The following is a 26,855-nucleotide window of genomic DNA, read 5'->3' as shown; positions in this document are numbered from 1 at the left end:
CGCCGAATCAGACAAATCTGGAGGTAGGTCATCATGAAGTCGCTCGTTCAAGCCGTTGTCGTTGCTGCCGCTCTCGTTGCTCCGGTCGTGTCGTTCGCCCAGTCGGGTTCGACGATCACCCGTGCGCAGGTCCGTGCCGAACTGGTTCAACTGCAGCAGGCCGGTTACAACACCGCCCGCGGCGAAGATCCGCATTATCCGGAAGCGATCCAGGCCGCAACGGCGCGTATCGCGGAGCAGCAGCGCAGCGCACTGGCGCAAGCGCAAGGCGCCGACGCCAGCGGCTACGGTGCGCAGGCGCAGGGCGCATCGGCGTCGGGTTCGCGCGCAATGGGCGTGCGCCCGGCCAGCGCGGAAGAAATGAAGTCGCTGTATCGCGGCAGCTAAGCCGCACATTGCCCGGTGTGGGCGGGCACGGGCGCGGCGATGTGACGTGTCCGAAGCCCTGAGCACCGGGCCGGCCGCTGCCCGGCGCACCGATGATGGCGTGGGCGCGGCATTCGTCACCTCCTGCCGCCGCAACACCGGTGGCATTCCGCCCGGCCCGTCCGTGGCCGGGCGCTTTCTCGGAAGGAGCGGGGCGTGGGCGTTTCGCCGGCAACAAAAAACCCCGCAGACTTGCGTCATGCGGGGTTCGTGCGACGAGCGCGGAATTTGGTGGAGGCGGCGGGAATCGAACCCGCGTCCAGAAGCGCTCCACGACTAGTTCTACATGTTTAGTCCAGTCTTTTGATTTAACCGCAGCGACGCGGACGAACACGCTGCACTACGGCGATTCGCTAGATTTTCGACCCTGGCGTCGCGACGCCGACAGGGCTTAACTGACGTAAATGACCTCTGGCGGTATTGCTACCGGTCTTGCGACACTAGCCCGTCAGTGAACTAGGCAGAGGACGGCGGCCCTTAGGCTGCCAGTGCGAACGTATCGTCGTTTGCAGTTACGATTTTCCCATTGATTAACGAGGTGACGGGTCCTCGACATGCCCTAGCCGCTTCACAACCCCTGTCGAAACCAGGTCGCCCCCGCGGATAAGATCGAACATTATAGCCCAACATCGCGCAGCAGGTCCCGCAGTTCCTGCGTCGTGTCGACGAGGTGCTGGGCCTGCCAGTCCGCCGGCGCGACACCGTCGCCGCAATAGCCGTATGCGGCCGCGACCGTCGCCATGCCGGCGGCGCTGCCGGCCTGAATGTCGCGCAGATCGTCGCCGACGTAGACGATGCGCGCGGGCGCGAGCGTCAACTGGTCGGCCGCATGCAGCAGCGGGGCCGGATGCGGCTTCGGGTGCGGCGTGGTGTCGCCCCCGACGATGCAGGCGGCGCGCGGTGCGAGGCCGAGCAGTTCGACGAGCGGTGCCGTGAGCCGCATCGCCTTGTTCGTGACGATGCCCCAGCGCACGCCGCGCGCGTCGAGCTCGTCGAGCACGTCGCCGATGCCGGGGAACAGCGTCGTATGCACGCAGAGGTCGGCCGCGTAGTTGGCCAGGAACTCGTCGCGCATCGCTTCGTAGCCGGGCGTGTGCGGATCGATGCCGAACGCGCCGCCGAGCAGGCCGCGCGCGCCGGCCGAGGCCAGCGGCCGCAGCACGTCGAGCGACGTTTCGGGCAGGCCGCGCGCGCGCTGCATCTTGTTGACGGCTGCCGCGAGATCGGGCGCCGTGTCGGCGAGCGTGCCGTCCAGATCGAACAGGACCGCATCGCAGTGCAGCAGGCGCGGTTCGTCTGCGATCCGCGCAGTCGAAAGGGGAGTCGTCATGCCGGTTGGAAGGTCACGCGCCGCGTCGGCATGCGACGAGGTAGTTGATGTCGGTGTCGTTCGACAGCGCGAAGCGCTTGCCGAGCGGGTGATACGTGATGCCCTTGATCTCGACGATGTGCAGGTCCGTCGCGCGCACGAAGCCGGCCAGTTCCGACGGGCGGATGAAGCGTGCGTAATCGTGCGTGCCCTTCGGCAGCATTTGTGCGATGTATTCCGCGCCGATCACCGCGAACAGATAGGACTTCAGGTTGCGGTTCAGCGTCGAGAAGAACACCCAGCCGCCCGGCTTCACGAGCGTCGCGCATGCGGCGACGATATCGCCGGGCGACGGCACGTGCTCGAGCATCTCCATGCACGTGACGACGTCGTAGGTGCCCGGTTCGCGCGCGGCGATCGCTTCCGCGGCGATCGCCTCGTAATCGACCGAAATGCCGCTTTCGAGGCTGTGCAGGTCGGCCACGCCGAGCGCTTCGGTCGACAGGTCGATGCCTTTCACCTGCGCGCCGAGTCCGGCCATCGATTCGGACAGGATGCCGCCGCCGCAGCCGATGTCGAGTGCACGCTTGCCGGCCAGGTGCGCATGCGCGTCGATCCAGCCGAGCCGGACCGGGTTCAGGTCGTGCAGCGGTTTGAATTCGGCATTCGGATCCCACCACCGGTGGGCGAGGTCGCTGAATTTCTGGAGTTCGTGCGGATCGGCGTTGGTCATGTCGGCAAACGGGCTACGAGAGGAGGGCGGTGCTTCGGTGCGTCAGCCCCGAGTATATAAGCGGGCGAACGACGAGGCCAGCGAGCGCCTGGACGGGCATCAATGAAAAAGCCCCGCCGGAGCGGGGCTTTGAAGCAGTCGAAAACCGCGGCTTAGTTTGCCGGAACGGTCGTCTTCTGGACTTCTTGTGTACCAACCACTTCGACTTCCACGCGGCGGTCCGGTGCGAGGCAGGCGATGAGTTGCTTGCGGTTCTTCTGGTTGCAGCCCGTCGTAACCGGGTTGCGCTTGCCCTTGCCTTCCGTGTAGATCTTGTTGGCCGGCACACCCTTGCTGACCAGGTACGACTTCACGGCTTGCGCACGGCGCAGCGACAGACGGTCGTTGTACTTGTCCGAACCGATGCGGTCCGTGTAGCCCGTTGCGACGACCACTTCCGTGTTCATGCCCTGGATCTTCGACGACAGTTCGTCCAGCTTTTGCTTGCCCAGCGGCTTGAGCGTTGCCTTGTCGAAGTCGAACAGTGCGTCAGCTTGATACGTGATCTTCTGGCTCGTGATGGCCGGAGCGACCGGTGCGACCGGAGCCGGTGCCGGTGCCTGGGCGACCAGTGCGCCATCGCACTTCGCGTTGGCGGTGGCCGGCGTCCAGAACGCATCGCGCCAGCAGAGCTCGTTCGTGCCGTTCATCCACACCCATTCGCCCGTGCCGTTCACCCAGTTGTCGTTGACGGCTTGACGCGACGCCGGCACCGACTGTGCCGAAGCGGATGCAGCCATAACTGCGGTAGCTGCAATGAACGCGAGCTTTGAAAGTTTATTCATATTTCTCCTCTCGAAATTGAGATTACCGCAGGTTTACTGCGAGCCTGTTGACGGTGACAAGTCATACATTGCTCGAAGTATAACATTGGTGCGGCACAAAAAACGCGGCACCGCTCTGTGTAGACTTCGAGCAGCGTCTAACTTTCAGTGCGTTGGCATTTTGCCATATCGTTCCCTTCCTACGAAAAAAAATCCTCCCCACCCCAAGATCGCTTCAACTTTGTGGTGCATGCGCAACACCGGCCTGCCGTATCTTTTAGAGATTGTCAAGAGCGGGGCGGCGAAATTGCGCGATTGCATGCAGTTGTTTACTCGTGCGCATGAAACGCAGCGGATGCGATTGCCTGCGGCGTTGGTCGCGCGCCCTTTCGCCGGCGCGATTTCGGCTGATGATTGGGACCGATTCGTCGCGGCCGCGATTTTTGCTGTTTACATATAGAGGGGGAGGCGGATTGGCGGCGGATGGGCGCATGTTAGAATCTCGCGTTGCGTTGCGCATGCAGCGCCCACGCGAAAGGCGTTCGCCGTCTTCGCTCCGAAACGATACGGATACATGGATCAATTCGCCAAAGAGACCCTGCCCACCTCCCTAGAGGAGGAAATGCGCCGTTCGTATCTCGATTACGCGATGAGCGTGATCGTCGGACGTGCCCTCCCGGATGTCCGCGATGGCCTCAAGCCCGTGCACCGGCGCGTGTTGTTCGCGATGCACGAACTGAACAACGACTGGAACCGCGCGTACAAGAAGTCGGCGCGTATCGTCGGTGACGTGATCGGTAAATACCACCCTCACGGCGATACCGCGGTCTACGACACGATCGTGCGGATGGCGCAGGATTTCTCGCTGCGCTACATGCTGATCGACGGGCAGGGCAACTTCGGCTCGATCGACGGCGACAATGCCGCGGCGATGCGTTACACCGAAATTCGCATGGCGAAGATCGGTCACGAGCTGCTCGCCGACATCGACAAGGAAACGGTCGATTTCGAGCCGAACTACGACGGCAACGAAATGCAGCCGTCGGTCCTGCCGTCGCGCATTCCGAACCTGCTGATCAACGGCTCGTCGGGCATCGCGGTCGGCATGGCGACCAACATCCCGCCGCACAACCTGAACGAAGTCGTCGACGCGTGCCAGCACCTGCTCGGCAACCCGGAAGCGACGATCGACGAGCTGATCGAGATCATCCCGGCGCCGGACTTCCCGACGGCCGGCATCATCTACGGCGTCGCCGGCGTGCGCGACGGCTACCGCACCGGGCGCGGCCGCGTCGTGATGCGCGCGGCCACGCACTTCGAGGAGATCGACCGCGGCCAGCGGATGGCGATCATCGTCGACGAACTGCCGTACCAGGTGAACAAGCGCTCGCTGCTCGAGCGGATCGCCGAGCTCGTCAACGAGAAGAAGCTCGAGGGCATCTCCGACATCCGCGACGAGTCCGACAAGAGCGGCATGCGCGTCGTGATCGAGCTCAAGCGCGGCGAAGTGCCGGAAGTCGTGCTGAACAACCTGTACAAGGCGACGCAGCTGCAGGACACGTTCGGCATGAACATGGTCGCGCTCGTCGACGGCCAGCCGAAGCTGCTGAACCTGAAGGAAATCCTGCAGTGCTTCCTGTCGCACCGACGCGAAGTACTGACGCGCCGCACGATCTACGAACTGCGCAAGGCCCGCGAACGCGGCCACGTGCTCGAAGGTCTCGCGGTCGCGCTCGCGAACATCGACGAGTTCATCGCGATCATCAAGGCCGCGCCGACGCCGCCGATCGCGAAGCAGGAACTGATGGCGAAGCCGTGGGATTCGTCGCTCGTGCGCGAGATGCTGACGCGCGCCGAGAGCGAGAACGCGGCGGCCGGCGGCCGTTCCGCGTACCGTCCGGAAGGCCTGAACCCGGCGTTCGGGATGCAGGCCGACGGGCTGTACCGCCTGTCCGACACGCAGGCGCAGGAAATCCTGCAGATGCGTCTGCAGCGCCTGACCGGCCTCGAGCAGGACAAGATCATCGGCGAGTACCGCGACGTGATGGCGCAGATCGCCGACCTGCTGGACATCCTCGCACGCCCCGAGCGGATCACGACGATGATCGGCGACGAGCTGACCTCGGTGAAGGCCGAATTCGGCGACGCGCGCCGCTCGAAGATCGAGCTGAACGCGACCGAGCTGAACACCGAGGATCTGATCACGCCGCAGGACATGGTCGTCACGATGTCGCACGCGGGCTACGTGAAGTCGCAGCCGCTGTCCGAGTACCGCGCGCAGAAGCGCGGCGGCCGCGGCAAGCAGGCGACGCAGATGAAGGAAGACGACTGGATCGAGACGCTGTTCATCGCGAACACGCACGACTACATCCTGTGCTTCTCGAACCGCGGCCGCGTGTACTGGGTCAAGGTGTATGAAGTGCCGCAGGGCTCGCGCAACTCGCGCGGCCGCCCGATCGTCAACATGTTCCCGCTGCAGGAAGGCGAGAAGATCAACGTCGTGCTGCCGGTCAAGGAATTCTCGGCCGACAAGTTCATCTTCATGGCGACGTCGCTCGGCACCGTGAAGAAGACGCCGCTCGAAGCGTTCAGCCGCCCGATGAAGAAGGGCATCATCGCGGTCGGCCTCGACGAGGGCGACTTCCTGATCGGTGCGTCGATCACCGACGGCGCGCACGACGTGATGCTGTTCTCCGACTCCGGCAAGGCCGTGCGCTTCGACGAGAACGACGTGCGTCCGATGGGCCGCGAGGCGCGCGGCGTGCGCGGCATGCAGCTCGAGGACGGGCAGCAGGTCATCGCGATGCTGGTCGCGGGCAGCGAGGAGCAGACCGTGCTCACCGCCACCGAGAACGGCTACGGCAAGCGCACGCCGATCACCGAGTACACGCGCCATGGCCGCGGCACGAAGGGTATGATCGCGATCCAGACGTCCGAGCGCAACGGCAAGGTGGTGGCTGCCACGCTCGTCGACGCCGAGGATCAGATCATGCTGATCACGACGGCCGGCGTGTTGATTCGCACCCGCGTATCCGAGATTCGCGAGATGGGGCGCGCCACGCAAGGTGTTACACTCATCAGTCTCGATGAGGGTACCAAGCTCTCTGGCCTCCAGCAGATCGCCGAGGCCGAAGAGGGAGAGGGCGAAGCCGACGAGGCGTCGGACGGCGAAGCCTGAAGAACGGATGAGACTCTGGCCGCCGCGGGCGAAAAGCGCCGCGGCCGGCGAGCAACCATTCATATTTCCAAAAGGGAGTGATGATGCAAAAGCAATTCAAGCAACTGGTTCTGCTGGCTGCACTGGTGCCGACTTTCGCGATGGCGCAGGCGCTGTCGAATTCCGCACCGGCTGCTCCGGCGGCAGCTGCGCCGATCGACGCCGACAAGAAGGCAGCGATCAAGGATCTGCTCGACGCGATCGACGCGCCGAAGCTCGTGTCGGCAATCGGCAACAGCGCCGAAATGCAGGCCAAGCAACTCGTGCCGGCCATCCTGTCGGACGCGCTGTCGGAAAACAAGACGCTGAACGACAAGCAGAAGCAGGCTGCCGTTCCGACGCTGCAGAAGAACGCGGTGCCGAAGCTGGTCGACGGCGCAGGCAAGGTGTTCGGCACGCAGCAGTTCCAGAGCGACGCGATGTCGGCTCAGTACGACGCGTACGCGAAGTACTACAGCACGTCGGAGATCAAGGATCTGACGACGTTCTACAAGAGCCCGACGGGCCGCAAGTTCATCCAGGTTCAGGATCAGGTCGGTCGCGACGTGGTCAACGGCCTGATGCAGAAGTACATGCCGCAAGCGATCCAGGCAACGCGTACGCAGGCTGACAAGGAAGTCGCAGCAGTCAAGCCGGGCAAGTAAGCTGTCCGGGCACGCCCCCGGCCGTTCGGCCGGGTTTGGCGGGAGCCTGACACAGTGCGATAATGGCCGTTTGCGCGCGAGCGCAAGCGGCCATTTCTTTTCTGGCGCGTTCTGCCGGCGGCAAGCCGGTCGCGTCCCTCCCGAGGTTTTTCACGATGCGCGTCTTTAATTTCTCCGCCGGCCCCGCGGCGATGCCCGAGGAAGTGCTGCGGCAGGCCGCCGACGAAATGCTCGACTGGCACGGCAGCGGCATGAGCGTGATGGAGATGAGCCATCGCGGCAAGGAGTTCATGTCGATCCACGAGGCCGCGCTGACCGACCTGCGCGACCTGCTCGGCGTGCCGGCGAGCCACCGGATCCTGTTCCTGCAGGGCGGCGGCATCGCGGAAAACGCGATCGTGCCGATGAACCTGCTCGGCGCGCGCAAGACGGCCGACTTCGTCGTGACGGGTTCGTGGTCGCAGAAATCGTTCGGCGAGGCGAAGAAGTTCTGCACGCCGCATCTGGCCGCGACCGGCAAGACGGAAGACGGCTTCACGCGTGCGCCCGCGCGCGCCGAATGGCAGCTGTCGGACGATCCGGCCTACGTGCATCTGTGCACCAACGAGACGATCGACGGCGTCGAGACGTTCGAGATTCCCGATCTCGGCGACGTGCCGCTGGTCGCGGATGTCTCGTCGCACATCCTGTCGCGCCCGATGGACGTCGCGAAGTACGGCGTGCTGTTCGGCGGCGCGCAGAAGAACATCGGGATGGCCGGCGTGACGGTCGTGATCGTGCGCGAGGATCTGCTCGATCGCGCGCTGTCGATCTGTCCGTCCGCGTTCGAATGGAAGACCGTCGCCGCGAACAATTCGCTGTACAACACGCCGCCCACCTACGCGATCTACATCGCGGGCCTCGTGTTCCAGTGGCTGAAGCGGCAGGGCGGCCTCGAAGCGATCGAGGCCCGCAATCTCGAAAAATCGAAGCTGCTCTACGACACGATCGACGCGAGCAGCTTCTATCTGAACAAGGTCGAGCCGGCAGCACGTTCGCGCATGAACGTGCCGTTTTTCCTGGCCGACGAAACGCGCAACGAAGACTTCCTTGCCGGCGCAAAGGCGCGCGGGCTGCTGCAGCTGAAGGGCCACAAGTCCGTCGGCGGCATGCGGGCGTCGATCTACAACGCGGTGCCGCTCGAGGGCGTGAAGGCGCTCGTCGAGTACATGAAGGACTTCGAGCAGCGCGGCGCCTGACGGCGGCGCTGCTCAAACAGCACGGCAAAACGCATGGACGACGAACTGAATTCCCGCCTGAAACCGCTGCGCGACCGCATCGACGCGATCGACGCGCAGCTGATCGCGCTCCTGAACCAGCGCGCCGCGGTGGCGCTCGAGGTGGGCGAGGTCAAGAAGCATTTCAACGCGCCGGTGTTCCGGCCGGAGCGCGAGCTGCAGGTGATCGCGCGGCTGCAGGACATGAGCGCCGGGCCGCTCGCGAGCGAGCACATCAGCGCCATCTGGCGCGAGATCATGGCGGCGAGCCGCGCGCTCGAGCAGACGATCCACGTCGCGTTCCTCGGGCCGGTCGGCACGTATAGCGAACAGGCGATGCTCGAGTATTTCGGCCAGTCGATCGAAGGGCTGCCGTGCCCGTCGATCGACGAGGTGTTCCGCTCGGTCGAGGCCGGTGCGTCCGCGTTCGGCATCGCGCCGGTCGAGAATTCGACCGAAGGCGCCGTGTCGCGCACGCTCGACCTGCTGCTGCAGACCCAGCTGGTGATCAGCGGCGAGCTCGCGCTGCCCATCCATCACAACCTGCTCACGCAGAGCGGCACGCTCGACGGCGTGAAGCGGGTGTGCGCGCATGCGCAGGCGCTCGCGCAATGCCAGCAGTGGCTCGCGGCGAATGCACCGCAGCTCGAGCGGCAGGCCGTGGCGAGCAACGCGGAGGCCGCGCGCCTCGCGGCGGCCGATCCGACCGTCGCGGCAATCGCCGGCGACCGCGCGGCCGCGCACTATGGATTGCAGATCGCGTTCTCGCTGATCCAGGACGATCCGCACAACCGCACGCGTTTCGTGATCGTCGGCAAGCAGCCGGCCGGCCAGAGCGGTCACGACCAGACGTCGCTGATCGTGTCCGTGAAGAACGAACCGGGCGCCGTGTTCAAGCTGCTCGAGCCGCTCGCGCGGCACGGCGTGTCGATGACGCGCTTCGAGTCGCGTCCGGCGCGCGTCGGCACGTGGGAGTACTACTTCTACATCGACATCGAAGGGCACCGCGACGATGCGTCGGTGGCGGCCGCGCTCGCGGAACTCGGCCAGAAGGCCGCGTTCCTGAAGATACTCGGTTCGTATCCGCGCGCACGCTGACGCGGGACGGCCCGCCGCCTGCTTGCGCATGCGGGGCGGCCGGGCGGGCAGGGCAGGCCGGTCGGCGCTGCCGAAGGCGGGTTCGGGCGGTATCCGGTGCAGGTTGCACCGGGTGCGGGCCCGTTGCCCGGAATCTGGAATTCCGCATGCGGGGCGTCGTCCTGCGCGCGTAACTTGGCTCTTGTCGTGTCAGGCTTTGCATTCAACAAACTGGTCATCTTCGGCGTCGGCCTGATCGGCGGATCGCTGGCCCGCGCGCTGCGCGAGCGCGCGCCGGGCGGCGCGGGCGAGATCGTCGGCGTCGGCCGTTCGCGCGCGTCGGTCGAGCGCGCGCTGTCGCTCGGCGTGATCGATCGCGCGGCGGCACTCGACGACGACGCGCAGTTGCGCGACGCGCTCGCCGGCGCCGATCTCGTGCTGCTGGCCGCCCCCGTCGCGCAGACGGGCCCGTTGCTCGCGCGCATCGCGCCGTGGCTCGACGGCGCGACGATCGTCACCGATGCGGGCAGCACCAAGTCCGATGTCGTCGCGGCCGCGCGCGACGCGCTCGGCGCGCGGATCGCGCAGTTCGTGCCGGGTCATCCGATCGCGGGGCGCGAGTCGAGCGGCGTCGAGGCGGCGTTGCCGGACCTCTACGTCGGCCGCAACGTCGTGCTGTGCCCGCTGCCGGAGAATGCGCCCGACGCGGTGGCCCGGATCGACGCGATGTGGCGCGCGACCGGCGCCGACGTGCGCATGATGAGCACCGAACAGCACGATCGCGTGTTCGCGTCGATCAGCCATCTGCCGCACGTGCTGTCGTTCGCGCTCGTCGAGCAGATTCTCGGCGAGGCCGACGCGGAACTGAAATTCTCGTACGCGGCCGGCGGTTTCCGCGATTTCACGCGCATCGCGGCGTCGAACCCGGAAATGTGGCGCGACGTGTGCGTCGCGAACCGCGCGGCGCTGCTCGACGAACTCGACGGCTACACGCGCGTGCTCACGCGGCTGCGCGCGGCGATCGACGCCGGCGACGGCGCGGCGCTCGAAGCCGTATTCACGCGCTCGCGCGCCGCGCGCAAGGCATGGCAGGAGCGCGGCGGCGCGCCTGCTGCCGAACCGGTCAAGAAATAACAGGACGATTCCCATGGACTACCTCGATCTCGGCCCGTACTCCAGCGCATCGGGCACCGTGCGCCTGCCCGGCTCGAAGAGCATTTCGAACCGCGTGCTGCTGCTCGCGGCGCTCGCCGAAGGCGAAACGACGATCACCAACCTGCTCGACTCCGACGACACGCGCGTGATGCTCGACGCACTCGGCACGCTCGGCGTGAAGCTCGCGCGCGACGGCGACACCTGTGTCGTCACCGGCACGCGCGGCGCGTTCACCGCGAAGACGGCCGACCTGTTCCTCGGCAACGCGGGCACGGCCGTCCGGCCGCTGACCGCCGCGCTCGCGGTGAACGGCGGCGACTACCGCGTGCACGGCGTGCCGCGCATGCACGAGCGGCCGATCGGCGATCTCGTCGACGGCTTGCGCCAGATCGGCGCGCAAATCGACTACGAGCTGAACGAAGGCTACCCGCCGCTGCGGATCAAGCCGGCGACGATTTCGGTCGATGCGCCGATCCGCGTGCGCGGCGACGTGTCGAGCCAGTTCCTCACCGCGCTGCTGATGACGCTGCCGCTCGTGAAGGCGAAGGACGGCCGGACCGTCGTCGAAGTCGACGGCGAACTGATCTCGAAGCCGTACATCGACATCACGATCCGCCTGATGGCGCGCTTCGGCGTGATCGTCGAGCGCGACGGCTGGCAGCGCTTCGTCGTGCCGGCCGGCGTCCGCTACCGCTCGCCGGGGCGGATCATGGTCGAGGGCGATGCGTCGTCCGCGTCGTACTTCCTCGCGGCCGGCGCGCTGGGCGGCGGCCCGCTGCGGGTCGAGGGCGTGGGGCGGGCGAGTATCCAGGGTGACGTCGGTTTCGCGAATGCGCTGATGCAGATGGGCGCGAACGTGACGATGGGCGACGACTGGATCGACGTGCGCGGCATCGGCCACGATCACGGCAAGCTCGAGCCGATCGACATGGACTTCAACCTGATTCCCGACGCGGCGATGACCATCGCGGTCGCGGCGCTGTTCGCGAACGGCACGAGCACACTGCGCAACATCGCGAGCTGGCGCGTGAAGGAGACCGACCGCATCGCCGCGATGGCGACCGAGCTGCGCAAGGTCGGCGCGATCGTCGAGGAAGGCCCCGACTATCTCGTCGTCACGCCGCCGGAAAAGCTCACGCCGAACGCGGCGATCGATACGTACGACGATCACCGGATGGCGATGTGCTTCTCGCTCGTCAGCCTGGGCGGCGTGCCCGTGCGGATCAACGATCCGAAGTGCGTCGGCAAGACGTTCCCCGACTATTTCGACCGCTTCGCCGCGCTCGCCAAAGCCTGACCCGACTGTTCCGATGAAATCGACCCGACCCTTTCACCCGACTCCCGTCATCACGATCGACGGCCCGACCGCTTCCGGCAAGGGCACCGTCGCGGCGCTCGTCGCCGCGCACCTCGGCTTCCACCTGCTCGACAGCGGCGCGCTGTACCGGCTCGCCGCGCTCGCGAGCGTGCGCTACGGGATCGCCGCGGAAGACATCGACGCGCTGGTGAAGCTGATCGACGACCTGCACATCACGTTCCGTGAAGGGTGCGCGCAGCTCGACGGCGTCGACGTGTCGAACGACATTCGTGCCGAAGCGGTCGGCAACCGCGCGTCGGCCATTGCCGTGCACGGCCCCGTGCGCACCGCGCTCGTCGCGCGCCAGCGGGCGTTCCGCAAGACGCCGGGCCTCGTCGCCGACGGGCGCGACATGGGCACGGTGATCTTCCCGGACGCCGTGCTGAAGGTGTTCCTGACGGCCAGCGCCGAGGCGCGCGCGACCAGGCGGCATAAGCAATTGATGCAAAAAGGTTTTTCTGCTAATATAGATGACTTGCTCCGGGATCTTCGTGAACGTGACGCGCGCGACAGCAATCGCGCAGCCGCGCCGCTGAAGCCTGCGGCAGATGCCAAGCTGCTCGATACGTCGGCGCTTTCGGTCGATGAAGCCGTCGACCAAGTGCTGCAGTGGTACAGGGCGCTCGGCCAGCCCGCCTGAGAAGGCGGGCAGCGGTAGGTGCTTCGCGTCGAAAGCGCGGAGCGTGTTTCGAACCCTTAACCCCGTGTGGTCTTCGATCTGGCCCTTTCAGCCTGCCATTCCGGCCGGCGTGGCACAGCGAGCCATGCACAATCAGATTTTTATGTCCGACCTGCAAACCTCCACCCCGAATACCGAATCCTTTGCGGCTCTGTTCGAAGAGTCGCTGACCCGCCAAGACATGCGCGCCGGCGAAGTGATTTCCGCCGAAGTCGTGCGCGTCGACCACAACTTCGTGGTCGTCAATGCAGGCCTGAAGTCCGAGGCTTACATTCCGATCGAGGAATTCCTGAACGATCAGGGCGAGGTTGAGGTGCAGTCGGGCGATTTCGTGTCCGTCGCGATCGACGCACTCGAAAACGGCTACGGCGACACGATCCTGTCGCGCGACAAGGCGAAGCGCCTTGCATCGTGGCTGTCGCTGGAAAAGGCCCTCGACAACAACGAGCTCGTCACCGGCACGATCACCGGCAAGGTGAAGGGCGGCATGACCGTGATGGTCAACGGCATCCGCGCGTTCCTGCCGGGTTCGCTGGTCGACACGCGTCCGGTCAAGGACACGACCCCGTACGAAGGCAAGACGCTCGAGTTCCGCGTGATCAAGCTCGATCGCAAGCGTAACAACGTCGTGCTGTCGCGTCGTGCAGTGATCGAAGCCACGCAAGGCGAAGAGCGCGCGAAGCTGCTCGAAACGCTGAAGGAAGGCGCGATCGTCAACGGCGTGGTCAAGAACATCACCGACTACGGCGCATTCGTCGACCTCGGCGGCATCGACGGCCTGCTGCACATCACCGACATCGCATGGCGTCGCGTGCGTCACCCGAGCGAAGTCCTGTCGGTTGGCCAGGAAGTCACCGCGAAGATCCTCAAGTTCGACCAAGAGAAGAACCGCGTCTCGCTGGGCATCAAGCAACTGGGCGACGATCCGTGGGAAGGCATCTCGCGCCGTTACCCGTCGGGCACGCGCCTGTTCGGCAAGGTCACGAACATCACCGACTACGGCGCATTCGTCGAAGTGGAATCGGGCATCGAAGGCCTCGTCCACGTGTCGGAAATGGACTGGACCAACAAGAACGTCGCGCCGTCGAAGGTTGTCCAGCTGGGCGACGAAGTCGAAGTCATGGTCCTCGAGATCGACGAAGACCGTCGTCGTATCAGCCTCGGCATGAAGCAGTGCAAGCCGAATCCGTGGGATGACTTCAGCCGCAACTTCAAGAAGGGCGACAAGATCACGGGCGCAATCAAGTCGATCACCGACTTCGGCGTGTTCATCGGTCTGCCGGGCGGCATCGACGGCCTGGTCCACCTGTCGGACCTGTCGTGGAGCGAAACCGGCGAAGAAGCCGTTCGCAAGTACAAGAAGGGCGACGAAGTCGAAGCAATCGTGCTCGGTATCGACGTCGAGAAGGAGCGCATTTCGCTCGGCATCAAGCAGCTCGAAGGCGACCCGTTCAGCAACTACGTTGCAATGAACGACAAGGGCTCGATCGTCGACGGCGTCGTGAAGACGGTCGATGCGAAGGGTGCGGTCGTCACGCTGACGGGCGACATCGAAGGCTACCTGCGTGCGTCGGAAATCTCGCAGGATCGCGTCGAAGACGCACGCAACGTGCTGAAGGAAGGCGACAAGGTCAACGCGATGGTGATCAACATCGATCGCAAGTCGCGCGGCATCAACCTGTCGATCAAGGCGAAGGATTCGGCTGAACAACAGGAAGCGATCCGCGGCCTGCAGTCGGACTCCAGCGCTGCTGCGACCGGTACGACCAACCTCGGCGCGCTGCTGAAGGCGAAGCTCGACGGCCAGAACCAGTAAGCCTTACGAGGTCTGCTGAAGTATGACCAAATCCGAGTTGGTCGCGCAGCTGGCATCGCGATTTCCGCAACTTGTCCTCAAGGATGCGGATTTCGCGGTGAAAACGATGCTCGATGCGATGTCCGACGCCCTGGCGAAAGGGCATCGCATTGAAATTCGGGGTTTCGGCAGCTTCGGCCTCAATCGTCGCCCGGCGCGCGTCGGACGCAACCCGAAGTCGGGGGAGAAAGTGCAGGTGCCCGAGAAGTTCGTGCCGCACTTCAAGCCTGGCAAGGAATTGCGTGAACGCGTCGACGGCCGCGCCGGTGAACCGCTGAAGGCTGACGATCCGGACGACGAGCGTTGAGCGTCGTTCGGTGAGCCCGGAACCTGTCCGGCGAAGGCTGAAAAGAAAAGCGCCCCTTGCGGGCGCTTTTTTCGTTTCCGGCTTCGTTTCCGGCAATCGACCCGCAACGCGGCGCACAGGATGTGCGCAGCCGCGGAAACGCTTCCTTTACAATACGGGTCGATTCGGTGCGACGAAGGGGAGTCGCGCGCCGCGGCAAACCTCAACAAAGAGAGGGCTTTATGAAGTTTATCGTCTGGCTGATCCGGGTATTGGTGTTCGTTCTGCTGCTGGTGCTTGCGCTGGCCAATACACAAACCGCGACGCTGAATTTCGTTGCCGGCTACGCATGGCAAGCGCCGCTGATCCTGATCGGCCTGGCATTCTTCGCCGTGGGGCTGCTGGCCGGCCTGCTGTCCGCGCTGCCGTCGATCTTCCGGCTGCGTCTCGAGAACGGGCGTTTGAAGCGCGATCTGCGTGCGGCGCGCGAAACGCCCGCCGTCATCGACCAGCCGCCGATGCCGCCCGTCATTTAACCCGGACGCCGCGCGATCATCGCGCGGTTTTCGTCTCTGCTTCGATATTTCGCATGGATCTGGATTTCTGGTGGTTGCTCGCGATTCCGGTCGCGTTCGCGCTCGGTTGGGCGGCGTCACGCTATGACCTGAAGAATCTCCTGTCGGAGAGCGCCAACCTGCCGCGCTCGTATTTTCGCGGCCTGAATTTTCTGTTGAACGAACAACCCGACAAGGCGATCGATGCGTTCATCGAGGTCGCCAAGCTCGATCCCGAAACGGTCGAGCTGCACTTCGCGCTCGGCAACCTGTTTCGACGCCGCGGCGAGACCGACCGCGCGATCCGCGTGCACCAGAACCTGCTGAGCCGCACCGACCTGCCGGTCAACGAGCGCGACCACGCGCTGTACGAACTGGGCCAGGATTTCCTGAAAGCCGGCCTGCTGGATCGCGCCGAAGAGGCGTTCCACAAGCTCGCCGACGGCGACTACGCGCTCGGCGCACAGCGGGCACTGCTGACGATCTACGAGATCGAGAAGGACTGGAACAAGTCGATCGATACGGCGAAACGCATCGAATCGATGAGCGACAAGCCGCTCGGCATCGAAATTGCGCAGTTTCACTGCGAACTCGCGCAGGACGCGCTGCAGCGCAAGCATGCCGCCGCGGCGGCCGAACAGTTGCGCCTGGCGCTGACCGTGAATCCGCAGAACGTGCGGGCGACGATCCTGTCCGGCGACGCGGCGGAAGCCGCGGGCGACCACGCGGGCGCGATCGAGCACTGGAAGCGCGTCGAAGCGCAGAACCCGGCGTATCTGCCGCTCGTCGCCGACAAGCTGATGAAGGCGTACGTCGCGCTCGGCAAGAACGTCGAAGGCGCCGAGCTGCTGATGGGGTACGTCGATCGCTATCCGTCGAACGACCTGCTCGACATCGCCTATCAGCATATCGCCGGGTTGCGCGGCCAGGATGCGGCGCACACGCTCGCGCGCACGCAGATGGAAAAGTCGCCGAACCTGTCGGGGATGCTGCACCTGCTCGATGCGCAGATCGCGGCGGCCGACGAACCGCGTCGTAAGGAACTTGAAATGATGCGTGCGCTGATCAAGCAGCGTACGAAAAATCTGCCACGGTATACGTGCCAGAATTGCGGTTTCCGGGCACGGCTCTTCTACTGGCAGTGCCCCGGATGCAGCGGCTGGGAAACCTATGCGCCGCGCCGCGTCGAACCTGCGATGCCGGGCTGATCCCGGCACGCGGCACCCACGCGCTGCGGTTGCCGCCGGGCTCGGCCCGGCGGCCAAGTTAGTCCATTACCGGGAAGTACCGGAACATCTATGAAAATCACCATCATCGGCACCGGCTATGTCGGCCTCGTCACGGGCGCCTGCCTCGCGGAGATCGGTCACGACGTCTTCTGTCTCGACGTCGATCCGCGCAAGATCGACATCCTGAACAACGGCGGGATGCCGATTCACGAACCGGGGCTGCTGGACATCATCGCGCGCAACCGCACGGCCGGGCGCCTGCGCTTCTCGACCGACATCGAGGCGAGCGTCGCGCATGGCGAGATCCAGTTCATCGCGGTCGGCACGCCGCCCGACGAGGACGGCTCGGCCGACCTGCAATACGTGCTCGAGGCTGCCCGCAACATCGGCCGCCACATGACGGGCTTCAAGGTGATCGTCGACAAGTCGACGGTGCCGGTCGGCACCGCGCGGCGCGTGTGCGGCGTGGTCGACGAGGCGCTTGCGGCGCGCGGGCTTGGGGGCAGCGTCGCGCATCGCTTCTCGGTCGTGTCGAACCCGGAATTCCTGAAGGAAGGCGCGGCGGTCGAGGACTTCATGCGCCCGGACCGGATCATCATCGGCGTCGACGACGACGAAACCGGCACGATCGCGCGCGAAAAGATGAAGAAGCTCTACGCGCCGTTCAACCGCAACCACGAGCGCACGATCTACATGGACGTGCGTTCGGCCGAATTCGCGAAGTACGCGGCGAACGCGATGCTCGCGACGCGTATCTCGTTCATGAACGAGATGTCGAATCTGGCCGACAAGGTCGGCGCCGACATCGAGGCCGTGCGCCGCGGGATCGGCTCCGATCCGCGCATCGGTTATCACTTCCTGTACGCCGGCGTCGGCTACGGCGGCTCGTGCTTCCCGAAGGACGTGCAGGCGCTGATCCGCACGGCGGGCGAGAACGGCCAGCCGCTGCGCATCCTGGAGGCCGTCGAGGCCGCCAACCATGCGCAGAAGGACGTGCTGATCGGCAAGATCGAGCAGCGCTTCGGCGCCGACCTGACGGGCCGCGAATTCGCGGTCTGGGGCCTCGCGTTCAAGCCGAACACCGACGACATGCGCGAGGCGCCGAGCCGCCGCCTGATCGCCGCGCTGCTCGAACGCGGTGCGACCGTGCGCGCCTACGATCCGGTCGCGGTCGACGAAGCGCGGCGCGTTTTCGCGCTGGATTTCGGCGACGATGCCCACGTGCTGGCGCGACTGCATCTCGTCGACACGCAGGACGCCGCGGTCACGGGCGCGGACGCACTCGTGATCGTGACCGAATGGAAGGAATTCCGCAGCCCTGATTTCACGCGCCTGAAGGCCGAACTGAAGGCGCCGGTGATCTTCGACGGGCGCAACCTGTACGAGCCGGACGCGATGGCCGAACTCGGCATCGACTACTACGCGATCGGCCGGCCGTACGTCGATCCCCAGTCGTTCTCCCGTGGCTGAACGTACGATGAATACTCTTCGCGAAGTCGTTCCGGTGCCGCGCGAGCAACTCGCGCGTTCGCGCGTGCTCGTCGTCGGCGACGTGATGCTCGACCGTTACTGGTTCGGCAACGTCGATCGCATTTCGCCTGAAGCGCCGGTGCCGGTTGTGCACGTGCAGCGTCAGGAGGAGCGGCTCGGCGGCGCGGCCAACGTGGCGCGCAATGCCGTGACGCTCGGCGGCCAGGCCGGGCTGCTGTGCGTCGTCGGTTGCGACGAACCCGGCGAGCGGATCGTCGAGCTGCTCGGCAGCAGCGGCGTGACGCCGCATCTCGAGCGCGATCCGGCGTTGCCGACCACGATCAAGCTGCGCGTGCTCGCACGCCAGCAGCAACTGCTGCGCGTCGACTTCGAGGCGATGCCGACGCACGAGGTGCTGCTCGCGGGGCTCGCGCGCTTCGATGCGCTGCTGCCGCAGCACGACGTCGTGCTGATGTCGGATTACGCCAAAGGCGGTCTCACGCACGTCACGACGATGATCGAGAAGGCGCGAGCGGCCGGCAAGGCGGTGCTGGTCGACCCGAAGGGCGACGACTGGGCGCGCTATCGCGGCGCGTCGCTGATCACGCCGAATCGCGCGGAACTGCGCGAGGTGGTCGGGCAGTGGAAATCGGAAGACGACCTGCGCGCGCGGGTCGCGAACCTGCGTGCGGAGCTCGGCATCGACGCGCTGCTGCTCACGCGTTCGGAAGAGGGCATGACGCTCTTTTCCGCGGGCGGCGAACTCCATGCGCCGGCGCTCGCACGCGAAGTGTTCGACGTGTCGGGCGCGGGCGACACCGTGATCGCCACGGTCGCGACGATGCTCGGCGCCGGCGTGCCGCTCGTCGACGCCGTGGTGCTCGCGAATCGCGCGGCAGGCATCGTGGTCGGCAAGCTCGGCACGGCCACCGTGGACTACGACGAACTGTTTCACTGAGCGCATTCGGCGGCGCGACGAGCGCGCCGCATGAGTGGCTCGCACTTTTCAGGCAGGACGATCATGACCCTCATCGTCACCGGCGCAGCCGGTTTTATCGGCGCGAACATCGTCAAGGCGCTCAACGAGCGCGGCGAGACGCGCATCATCGCGGTCGACAACCTGACCCGCGCGGACAAGTTCCGCAATCTCGTCGACTGCGAGATCGACGACTATCTCGACAAGACCGAATTCGTCGAACGCTTCGCGCGCGGCGATTTCGGCAAGGTGCGCGCGGTGTTCCACGAAGGCGCCTGTTCGGACACGATGGAAACCGACGGCCGCTACATGATGGACAACAACTTCCGCTACAGCCGCGCGGTGCTCGATACCTGCCTCGCGCAGGGCACGCAGTTCCTGTATGCGTCGTCGGCCGCGATCTATGGCGGCTCGACGCGTTTCGTCGAGGAGCGCGACGTCGAGGCGCCGCTGAACGTGTATGGCTATTCGAAGTTCCTGTTCGACCAGGTGATCCGTCGCGTGCTGCCGAGCGCGAAGAGCCAGATCGCGGGCTTCCGCTATTTCAACGTGTACGGCCCGCGCGAGACGCACAAGGGCCGCATGGCGTCGGTCGCGTTCCACAACTTCAACCAGTTCCGCGCGGAAGGCAAGGTGAAGCTGTTCGGCGAGTACAACGGGTATGCGCCGGGCGAGCAGACGCGCGATTTCGTGTCGGTCGAGGACGTGACCAAGGTGAACCTGTTCTTCTTCGATCATCCGGAGAAGTCGGGCATCTTCAACCTCGGCACGGGCCGGGCGCAGCCGTTCAACGATATCGCGTCGACGGTCGTGAACACGCTGCGCGCGCTCGACAACCAGCCGCCGCTGACGCTCGCGCAGCAGGTCGAGCAGGGCTTGATCGAATACGTGCCGTTCCCCGATGCACTGCGCGGCAAGTACCAGTGCTTCACGCAGGCCGACCAGACGAAACTGCGCGCGGCCGGCTACGACGCTCCGTTCCTGACCGTGCAGGAAGGCGTCGCCCGCTACGTGCGTTGGCTATCCGGCCAGGTTTAAATCGGCGCGTTGCATCGATAGACTGGGTCTCACGGTCGGCAGCCGCCGGCCGTTTTTCTTCGGAGATCCAGCACATGATCAGGAAATGGTTTGCCGCAGCGGTCATGCTCGGCGCAGTGGCGTCGGCCTGGGCGGCCGTCGACGTCAACACCGCGAACGAGGATGCGCTCGTCGGCATCAAGGGCATCGGCCCGGCGCGGGCCAAGGCGATTCTCGACGAGCGCGGCGCACGCGGTCCGTTCAGGAATGCGGACGATCTCGCCACGCGCGTGAAGGGCATGGGCGGGCATACCGTCGAGCGGCTTCAGCAGGAAGGGCTGACGATCGGTGCGGCGGCCGGTACGAGCGTTACGCCATCGGCCGCGGCCAAACCGGCGGCAGCGAAGCCCGCCGCCGCGCCGGCCCGTACCGCGCAGAAATAACGCATCGCGCAACCGACAAAGCTCCTTCAGTCGCCGTCGTTGCGACGGCTTCCCGCGGCATGCCGCGGGTTTTTTGCGTGGGGCGGCGTAAGCGGCGATCGCTCACCGCGTGGCGCGCGTATTCCATCGTCGCAATGGGGTTGCCGGCGCGGGTGCCGGTGCTGGTTTACAATCGATCGATTGATCGGCCTCGCACTCACGGTATATCCATGGCTTACAAAACTATCGAAGACACGATCGGCAATACGCCGCTCGTGCAACTGGTCCGCCTGCCGGACGACGAGATTCGCGCGCGCAACAACGTGCTGCTCGCGAAGCTCGAGGGCAACAATCCGGCCGGTTCCGTGAAGGATCGCCCGGCGCTGTCGATGATCAGCAAGGCCGAGGCGCGCGGTCGCATCAAGCCGGGTGATACGCTGATCGAGGCGACGAGCGGCAACACGGGCATCGCGCTCGCGATGGCCGCGGCGATCCGCGGCTACAAGATGGTGCTGATCATGCCGGAGGATCTGTCGGTCGAGCGCCGCCAGAGCATGGCGGCCTACGGCGCCGAAATCATCCTGACGCCGGTGAAGGGCGGGATGGAGCTGGCGCGCGACCTCGCGGAGCAGATGCAGCGCGAAGGCAAGGGCGTGATCCTCGACCAGTTCGGCAATCCCGACAATCCCGTCGCGCACTACGAAGGCACGGGGCCGGAGATCTGGCGCGATACCGAAGGGCGCATCACGCACTTCGTGTCCGCGATGGGCACGACGGGCACGATCATGGGCACGTCGCGCTACCTGAAGGAACAGAATCCGGCGATCGAGATCGTCGGTGCGCAGCCGGAAGACGGCTCGCGTATTCCGGGCATCCGCAAGTGGCCGGAAGCGTACCTGCCGACCATCTTCGATCGCAGCCGCGTCGACCGCGTCGAGAGCGTGAGCCAGGCTGCGTCGGAAACGATGACGCGCCGGCTCGCGGCGGTCGAAGGCATCTTCGCGGGCATTTCGTCGGGCGGCGCATGCGAAGTCGCGATGCGCATCGCGCGTCAGGTCGAGAACGCGACGATCGTGTTCATCATCTGCGATCGTGGCGACCGCTACCTGTCCACGGGCGTGTTTCCCGCGTGAGCGAGACGGGTGCGCGATTCGCGCATCGATAAAAAAAGCGCCGCGTTCCGTGAACTGCGGCGCTTTTTCTTTGGGCGGCCCGTGCTTACTGCGGCTGCTCGTCGGCAGCGGCGGGTGGCAGCGCGCCACTGGCTTCCATCTGCGCTTTCACGGCTTCGCCGAGCTGGTACACGGTGAGTGCGTAGAAGAAACTGCGGTTGTAGCGCGTCAGCACGTAGAAGTTCTTCAGGCCGAGCATGTATTCGGTCGCACGCCCCGGCGTCGGCAGGTCGACCACGGTCACCGGCGTGCCGGCTTCGCTCGTGATGTTGACCGTCGGTTCGTTCAGCGTCATGCCCGCGCGCAGCAGTTGCGACAGCGCCCAGTGCGGCTCGGGCTGGCCGTCGGCGGCGGCCTGCGCGATGCCCAGGCTGCCCGTATCGGGCGTGATCTGCCAGACCACCGGGCGGTCGGTTTCCCAGCCGTGCTGCTTCAGATAGTTCGCGACGCTGCCGATCGCATCGACAGGACTGCTGCGCAGATCGACGTGGCCCGTGCCGTCGAAGTCGACCGCATATTCGCGGATGCTGCTCGGCAGGAACTGCGGAATCCCGATCGCGCCGGTGTACGAGCCGAGCACGGTGGTCGGGTCGAGCTGGTTGTCGCGGGTCCAGACCAGGAAGTCTTCGAGGTTCTTGCGGAACGTGGCCTGGCGGCTGTCGCGATTCGGCGTGTCCGGGTAGTCGAACGTCAGTGTGGTCAGCGCGTCGAGCACGCGGAAATTGCCCATGTAGCGGCCATAGATGGTCTCGACGCCGATGATGCCGACGATCACCTCGGGCGGCACGCCGAACTGCTCGGACGCGCGCTGCAGCGTCGCCTGGTTCGCCTTCCAGAACTTCACGCCCGCGTTGATGCGGATCGGCTCGATGAAGCGCGACCGATAGACGCGCCAGTTCTTGACCGACGGCGTCGGGGCCGGCTTCACGAGCTTGACGGCCGTGGCCGAGTAGCTGATGCGCGAGAACAGCGCGTGCAGGCTCGCCGAATCGAAGCCGTTGCGGCTCACCATCTCGTCGATGAATGTGTCGACCTTCGCGTTGCTCGCGTAACGCTGCGGAACGATTTCCTCTTCGAAGGTCTGGCCTTGCGGCGTCGGCTGCTGCGGCTGCGCCTGGGCGACGAGCGTGCCGGCGGGCTTCGCCGGCTGCGTCTGCGCGACGGCAGGCGCGGTGCCGAGGGCCGCGGCGATGGCAGCGACGACGAGCGGAGCGCGAACACGGAACAGCGCGGAGAGAAGGGCGGCAGGCTTGCTGGAATTCATGTCGAAGCGGGCGGGCAGGGGCGAGTGTGTTCGACGCAGTATACCCGACGCATCCGGCGCGCCGGGCCGAAGCCGGCGCCCGTTGTGGTAAGTTAGCGGCGAATTCGCGGCAGACGATGGACATCATTGAGGGAGACCTGCGACGCCCCGCGCGCCGCGGACGACAGCTTATGGCAACCGCTTTCTATACGCACCCCGACTGCATGCTGCACGAGATGGGGGAATGGCATCCGGAATGTCCGGCGCGCCTGTCGGCGATCCAGGATCAACTGATCGCGAGCCGCATCGACGACCTGATCGTGCACGAAACCGCGCCGTTCGCGAGCGAGGTCGCGCTGGGCCGCGTGCATACGCAGGCGCACATCGACTACATCCGCAGCCTCACGCCGGTCGACGGTTACGTCGAGATCGATCCCGACACGCTGATGAATCGCGACACGTGGCGCGCGGCACTGCGCGCGGCCGGCGCCGCGATCGCGGCGACCGACGCGGTGATCGAAGGCCGCTATGCGAATGCGTTCTGCGGCGTCCGTCCGCCCGGTCACCATGCGGAGCCCGCGCGCGCGATGGGCTTCTGCTTCTTCAACAACGTCGCGATTGCCGCGCGGCACGCGCTCGACGTACACGGCATCGAGCGTGTCGCGATCGTCGATTTCGACGTGCACCACGGCAACGGCACCGAGGCGGCGTTCGCGAACGACGAGCGCGTGCTGATGTGCAGCTTCTTCCAGCATCCGCTGTATCCGTTCTCGGGCGTCGATCACCAGGCGCCGAACATGGTCAACCTGCCGATGCCCGCGCGCAGCAACGGGATGGCGATCCGCGAAGCCGTCGACATGTTCTGGCTGCCGCGCCTCGACGCGTTCAAGCCGCAGATGCTGTTCGTGTCGGCCGGTTTCGATGCGCATCGCGAGGACGACATCGGCAATCTCGGCCTCGTCGAGGCCGACTTCGAATGGCTGACCGCGCGGATCGTCGACGTCGCGCGCCGGCATGCGCAGGGCCGGATCGTCAGCTGCCTCGAAGGCGGTTACAACCTGTCCGCGCTGGGGCGCAGCGTCGTCGCGCACCTGCGTGTGCTGGCCGGGATCTGATTCCCGCTCGACCGGCCGGGCCGGGCGCGCTCAGCGCGCCGGCACACGCGCGTGAATCCACGCGATCAGCGCGTCGATCACGCGGTCGCGCTCGAGATCGTTCATCGTTTCGTGGAAGCCGCCTTCGTACAGCGTCAGCGTACGATCGGGCGAGCCGACGCGTGCGCCGAACGCGCGGCTGCCGTCGGGTTCGGTCAGCTTGTCCTCGGTGCCGTGATAGACGAGCACCGGCACGCGCAGCGCGCCGCGGCCGGTTTCGATGCGCGCCATCGCGTCGAGAATCTCCGCGCCGGTGCGTGCGGGCACCGCGTCGTGATGCACGAGCGGATCGGCGCGATTGGCCGCGACGATGGCCGGATCGCGCGACAGCAGCGCCGCATCGATCCTGATCGCGGGGAACGTGGGCTACACCCGGCTGATGACGCGGCTGACCGCGAGCATCCAGCGCGGCACGTCGCGCCCGGGCGCAAGCGCCGGGCTCGACAGCACGAGGCCCGTCAGCGCGTGGCCGCGGGCCGGTGCGCGTTCGATCGCGTAGAGCGCCGCGACCGCGCCGCCCATGCTGTGCCCCATCAGGAACAGCGGCGCATCGCCGCGCGCGGCTTCCGCGACCAGCGCATCCGCATCGTCCAGGTAGCCGTCGAAATGCTCGACCCACACGCGCTTGCCGGGCGACTGGCCGTGCCCGCGCAGATCGATCGCCAGCACGTCGATGCCGGCTGCGTTCAGCCGGCTAGCGAGCGCCGCATAGCGGCCCGCGTGTTCGGCGAGGCCGTGCACCAGCGCGATCGTCGCGCGCGGCGGCGCGGCGCCGTCGCCGGCCGGCCAGCGGTACGACGCCAGTTCGAGCCCGTCCGCGGTACGCAGCCGGCCCATCCGCGGCGCGGGCGCCGATCCGGCGGTGGCGGGGGCGGCGGCCGGCGTGGTGATGGCGCTCATCTGGCGTGTCTCCTGTTCGTTGGTCTGCGTTTCGCGATCATAGTCGCGGCCTTCCCGTGCGGGCCCAGCGGCGCCCCTCTAATTTCGTCTGGTTATGAAAAGATCGAAATCGATTATTAAGGGGAATGAGGGGTTTGCGGTAAAATCGCCGGCTATTCCAGATGCATCGGCGGCCGACTGGCGGGCCAACTCGCCGGCCGGCCGCCGTTTTGTTTACATGATCGAATTACGCAATCTTTCGCAGCGTTTCCCCGGCCCAAGCGGCTGGGTCGAAGCGCTGCACAACGTCAATCTGACGATCCCGCAAGGCGAGGTGTTCGGCATCATCGGCCGAAGCGGCGCCGGCAAGAGCACGCTCGTGCGCACCATCAACCTGCTCACGCGGCCGACCGAAGGCAATGTCGTCGTCGGCGGGCGCGATCTGACGCTGCTGTCGGCCGGCGCGCTGCGCGAAGCGCGCCGCGAGATCGGCATGATCTTCCAGCACTTCAACCTGCTGTCGTCGCGCACGGTGTTCGACAACGTCGCGCTGCCGCTCGAGCTGGCCGGCGCGAGCCGGGCCGACATCGAGGCAGCGGTGCTGCCGCTGCTCGACCTGGTCGGGCTGTCCGCGCAGAAGGATCGCTATCCGTCGCAGATCAGCGGCGGCCAGAAGCAGCGCGTCGGCATCGCCCGCGCGCTGGCGAGCCAGCCGAAGGTGCTGCTGTCGGACGAAGCGACGTCCGCGCTCGATCCCGAAACCACGCGTTCGATCCTCGACCTGCTGAAGCGCATCAACCGCGAGCTCGGGCTGACGATCGTGCTGATCACGCACCAGATGGAAGTGATCAAGCAGGTCTGCGATCGCGTCGCGGTGCTCGATGCGGGTCGCGTGGTCGAGGAAGGCCGCGTGATCGACGTGTTCCTGCAGCCGCATCACGAAGTGACGCGCGCGCTGATCGGCGACGTGATCGCGCAGGAACTGCCGCCCGCGCTGAAGGCGCGCGTGGCCGAGCGGCTGAAGACGGGCCGCGGGCATCTGCTGCGGCTCGCGTTCACGGGCTCGGGGGTCGACCAGCCGATCCTGTCGGAGACGATCCGCCGGTACGAACTCGATTTCAACATCCTGCATGGCCAGATCGACGAGATCCAGGGGCAGGCATTCGGTTCGCTCGCGGTGCTCGCGGGCGGCGAGCCGGGCAAGGTCGGGCAGGCGCTCGCGTTCCTGCGCGAGCAAGGTGTGGTGGTAGAGGAGCTTTCGTATGTTGAGTGAGATGTTCGATATGTTCGTGCAGTCGTTCTGGGAGACGCTGATCATGGTCGGCATCTCCGGGGCGGTCGGCGCGCTCGTCGGCCTGCCGCTCGGCGTGCTGCTGTACCTGACCGACCGCCAGGGCGTGCTGCAGAACCTCGCGGTGAATCGCGTGCTCGGCGGCATCGTGAACGCGGTCCGCTCGACGCCGTTCATCATCCTGCTGGTCGCGGTGATTCCGTTCACGCGGCTCGTCACGGGTTCGTCGATCGGCACGGCCGCGGCGGTCGTGCCGCTGACGCTCGCGTCCGCGCCGTTCATCGCGCGTCTCGTCGAAACGGCGCTGCGCGAAGTCGACCGCGGGCTGATCGAGGCCGCGCAATCGATGGGCGCGACCACGTCGCAGATCGTCTTCAAGGTGCTGTTGCCCGAATCGCTGCCGGGTATCGTCGCGGGCCTGACGATCACGTTCGTGTCGCTGGTCGGCTATTCGGCGATGGCGGGTGCGATCGGCGGCGGCGGGCTCGGCGATCTCGGGATCCGCTACGGTTACCAGCGCTATCTGCCGGAAGTGATGTGGACGGTCGTCGCGATCCTGATCGTGTTCGTGCAGATCGTGCAATCGTTCGGCGACTGGCTGGTGCGCCGGCTGAGCCACAAATAAGACCAAACCCATCCAACAGGGGAGAA

Annotated in this window: 25 protein-coding genes, 1 other RNA gene and 1 pseudogene; 21 read left to right on the top strand and 6 right to left on the bottom strand. The window is 65.9% G+C overall.

Features of this window, described 5'->3' with window-relative positions; genetic code table 11:
- The first annotated feature begins 33 nt into the window (after positions 1-33).
- Positions 34-387, top strand: a complete 354-nt coding sequence (locus tag HWX14_RS06255; RefSeq protein ID WP_011544878.1) for a DUF4148 domain-containing protein — start codon at positions 34-36, stop codon at positions 385-387.
- Between the two features lie 268 nt (positions 388-655).
- On the opposite strand, the gene ssrA is transcribed toward HWX14_RS06255, so the two are convergent.
- The 4 genes from ssrA to ompA form a co-directional block, all read right to left on the bottom strand.
- Positions 656-1,025: a transfer-messenger RNA gene (gene ssrA, locus HWX14_RS06250) on the bottom strand.
- 17 nt (positions 1,026-1,042) lie between these two features.
- Complete coding sequence (gene gph / locus HWX14_RS06245; protein WP_175881966.1) at positions 1,043-1,756, bottom strand: phosphoglycolate phosphatase; 714 nt, start codon at positions 1,754-1,756, stop codon at positions 1,043-1,045.
- 13 nt (positions 1,757-1,769) lie between these two features.
- Positions 1,770-2,468 (bottom strand): bifunctional 2-polyprenyl-6-hydroxyphenol methylase/3-demethylubiquinol 3-O-methyltransferase UbiG, encoded by a 699-nt coding sequence (gene ubiG / locus HWX14_RS06240; protein WP_175881965.1) that lies wholly within the window; start codon positions 2,466-2,468, stop codon positions 1,770-1,772.
- A gap of 152 nt (positions 2,469-2,620) precedes the next feature.
- Positions 2,621-3,292 (bottom strand): outer membrane protein OmpA, encoded by a 672-nt coding sequence (gene ompA, locus HWX14_RS06235; RefSeq protein ID WP_039343284.1) that lies wholly within the window; start codon positions 3,290-3,292, stop codon positions 2,621-2,623.
- A 229-nt stretch (positions 3,293-3,521) separates the two neighbouring features.
- Here ompA and HWX14_RS06230 point away from each other — a divergent pair, with 229 nt between their 5' ends.
- The 17 genes from HWX14_RS06230 to cysM all read left to right on the top strand — a co-directional run bounded on the left by HWX14_RS06230 (position 3,522) and on the right by cysM (position 21,598).
- Entirely contained in the window at positions 3,522-3,731 is a 210-nt protein-coding gene (locus tag HWX14_RS06230) for a hypothetical protein (protein WP_175881964.1), read from the top strand.
- A gap of 114 nt (positions 3,732-3,845) precedes the next feature.
- Entirely contained in the window at positions 3,846-6,449 is a 2,604-nt protein-coding gene (gene gyrA / locus HWX14_RS06225; protein WP_175881963.1) for a DNA gyrase subunit A, read from the top strand.
- Between the two features lie 83 nt (positions 6,450-6,532).
- Complete coding sequence (locus HWX14_RS06220) at positions 6,533-7,132, top strand: DUF2059 domain-containing protein (protein WP_006486966.1); 600 nt, start codon at positions 6,533-6,535, stop codon at positions 7,130-7,132.
- A gap of 155 nt (positions 7,133-7,287) precedes the next feature.
- Entirely contained in the window at positions 7,288-8,370 is a 1,083-nt protein-coding gene (serC, locus tag HWX14_RS06215; RefSeq protein ID WP_175881962.1) for a 3-phosphoserine/phosphohydroxythreonine transaminase, read from the top strand.
- A 33-nt stretch (positions 8,371-8,403) separates the two neighbouring features.
- On the top strand, positions 8,404-9,486 hold the full coding sequence (gene pheA, locus HWX14_RS06210; protein WP_175881961.1) for a prephenate dehydratase: 1,083 nt from the start codon (positions 8,404-8,406) through the stop codon (positions 9,484-9,486).
- A 186-nt stretch (positions 9,487-9,672) separates the two neighbouring features.
- Positions 9,673-10,599, top strand: a complete 927-nt coding sequence (locus HWX14_RS06205; RefSeq protein ID WP_175881960.1) for a prephenate dehydrogenase/arogenate dehydrogenase family protein — start codon at positions 9,673-9,675, stop codon at positions 10,597-10,599.
- Positions 10,600-10,612: 13 nt separating this feature from the next.
- Positions 10,613-11,917 (top strand): 3-phosphoshikimate 1-carboxyvinyltransferase, encoded by a 1,305-nt coding sequence (gene aroA / locus HWX14_RS06200; protein WP_175881959.1) that lies wholly within the window; start codon positions 10,613-10,615, stop codon positions 11,915-11,917.
- Positions 11,918-11,930: 13 nt separating this feature from the next.
- Entirely contained in the window at positions 11,931-12,617 is a 687-nt protein-coding gene (gene cmk, locus HWX14_RS06195; protein WP_006476573.1) for a (d)CMP kinase, read from the top strand.
- A 124-nt stretch (positions 12,618-12,741) separates the two neighbouring features.
- Positions 12,742-14,472: a 30S ribosomal protein S1 gene (rpsA, locus tag HWX14_RS06190; RefSeq protein WP_308054470.1), complete on the top strand. Its 1,731-nt coding sequence runs from the start codon at positions 12,742-12,744 to the stop codon at positions 14,470-14,472.
- A gap of 22 nt (positions 14,473-14,494) precedes the next feature.
- Positions 14,495-14,818 carry an integration host factor subunit beta gene (locus HWX14_RS06185; protein ID WP_006486894.1) on the top strand — a complete coding sequence of 108 codons (324 nt, stop codon included), beginning with the start codon at positions 14,495-14,497 and terminating at the stop codon, positions 14,816-14,818.
- Positions 14,819-15,039: 221 nt separating this feature from the next.
- Positions 15,040-15,333, top strand: coding sequence for a LapA family protein (locus HWX14_RS06180; protein WP_012328123.1), 294 nt, complete (start codon positions 15,040-15,042; stop codon positions 15,331-15,333).
- A gap of 53 nt (positions 15,334-15,386) precedes the next feature.
- On the top strand, positions 15,387-16,559 hold the full coding sequence (gene lapB, locus HWX14_RS06175) for a lipopolysaccharide assembly protein LapB (protein WP_175881958.1): 1,173 nt from the start codon (positions 15,387-15,389) through the stop codon (positions 16,557-16,559).
- Positions 16,560-16,649: 90 nt separating this feature from the next.
- A complete protein-coding gene (locus HWX14_RS06170) occupies positions 16,650-18,050 on the top strand; it encodes a UDP-glucose/GDP-mannose dehydrogenase family protein (RefSeq protein WP_175881957.1) in 1,401 nt (466 codons plus the stop codon).
- 7 nt (positions 18,051-18,057) lie between these two features.
- On the top strand, positions 18,058-19,008 hold the full coding sequence (rfaE1, locus tag HWX14_RS06165) for a D-glycero-beta-D-manno-heptose-7-phosphate kinase (RefSeq protein ID WP_175881956.1): 951 nt from the start codon (positions 18,058-18,060) through the stop codon (positions 19,006-19,008).
- 63 nt (positions 19,009-19,071) lie between these two features.
- Positions 19,072-20,064, top strand: coding sequence for an ADP-glyceromanno-heptose 6-epimerase (rfaD, locus tag HWX14_RS06160; RefSeq protein ID WP_175881955.1), 993 nt, complete (start codon positions 19,072-19,074; stop codon positions 20,062-20,064).
- A gap of 74 nt (positions 20,065-20,138) precedes the next feature.
- Complete coding sequence (locus tag HWX14_RS06155) at positions 20,139-20,486, top strand: helix-hairpin-helix domain-containing protein (protein WP_175881954.1); 348 nt, start codon at positions 20,139-20,141, stop codon at positions 20,484-20,486.
- Between the two features lie 209 nt (positions 20,487-20,695).
- Positions 20,696-21,598 (top strand): cysteine synthase CysM, encoded by a 903-nt coding sequence (gene cysM, locus HWX14_RS06150; protein WP_175881953.1) that lies wholly within the window; start codon positions 20,696-20,698, stop codon positions 21,596-21,598.
- Between the two features lie 85 nt (positions 21,599-21,683).
- Here the strand turns inward: cysM and mltB are convergent, their stop codons facing one another.
- Positions 21,684-22,901, bottom strand: coding sequence for a lytic murein transglycosylase B (gene mltB, locus HWX14_RS06145; protein ID WP_175881952.1), 1,218 nt, complete (start codon positions 22,899-22,901; stop codon positions 21,684-21,686).
- Positions 22,902-23,071: 170 nt separating this feature from the next.
- Between mltB and HWX14_RS06140 the strand changes: the two genes are divergently transcribed.
- Positions 23,072-23,995 (top strand): histone deacetylase family protein, encoded by a 924-nt coding sequence (locus HWX14_RS06140; RefSeq protein WP_175881951.1) that lies wholly within the window; start codon positions 23,072-23,074, stop codon positions 23,993-23,995.
- 30 nt (positions 23,996-24,025) lie between these two features.
- Here HWX14_RS06140 and HWX14_RS06135 read toward each other — a convergent pair.
- Positions 24,026-24,934: pseudogene (locus HWX14_RS06135) on the bottom strand (lysophospholipase).
- A 217-nt stretch (positions 24,935-25,151) separates the two neighbouring features.
- Here HWX14_RS06135 and HWX14_RS06130 point away from each other — a divergent pair.
- Positions 25,152-26,186 carry a methionine ABC transporter ATP-binding protein gene (locus HWX14_RS06130; RefSeq protein WP_175881950.1) on the top strand — a complete coding sequence of 345 codons (1,035 nt, stop codon included), beginning with the start codon at positions 25,152-25,154 and terminating at the stop codon, positions 26,184-26,186.
- On the top strand, positions 26,176-26,829 hold the full coding sequence (locus HWX14_RS06125) for a methionine ABC transporter permease (RefSeq protein WP_006476559.1): 654 nt from the start codon (positions 26,176-26,178) through the stop codon (positions 26,827-26,829). The genes HWX14_RS06130 and HWX14_RS06125 overlap by 11 nt, the downstream gene beginning before the upstream one ends.
- Positions 26,830-26,855: the final 26 nt, after the last annotated feature.

It is taken from the genome of Burkholderia sp. BCC0044, assembly GCF_902832955.1.
GTDB lineage: Bacteria > Pseudomonadota > Gammaproteobacteria > Burkholderiales > Burkholderiaceae > Burkholderia.
Note: the sequence above shows the minus strand (reverse complement) of the source record. Positions and strands in the feature narration are given on the sequence as shown.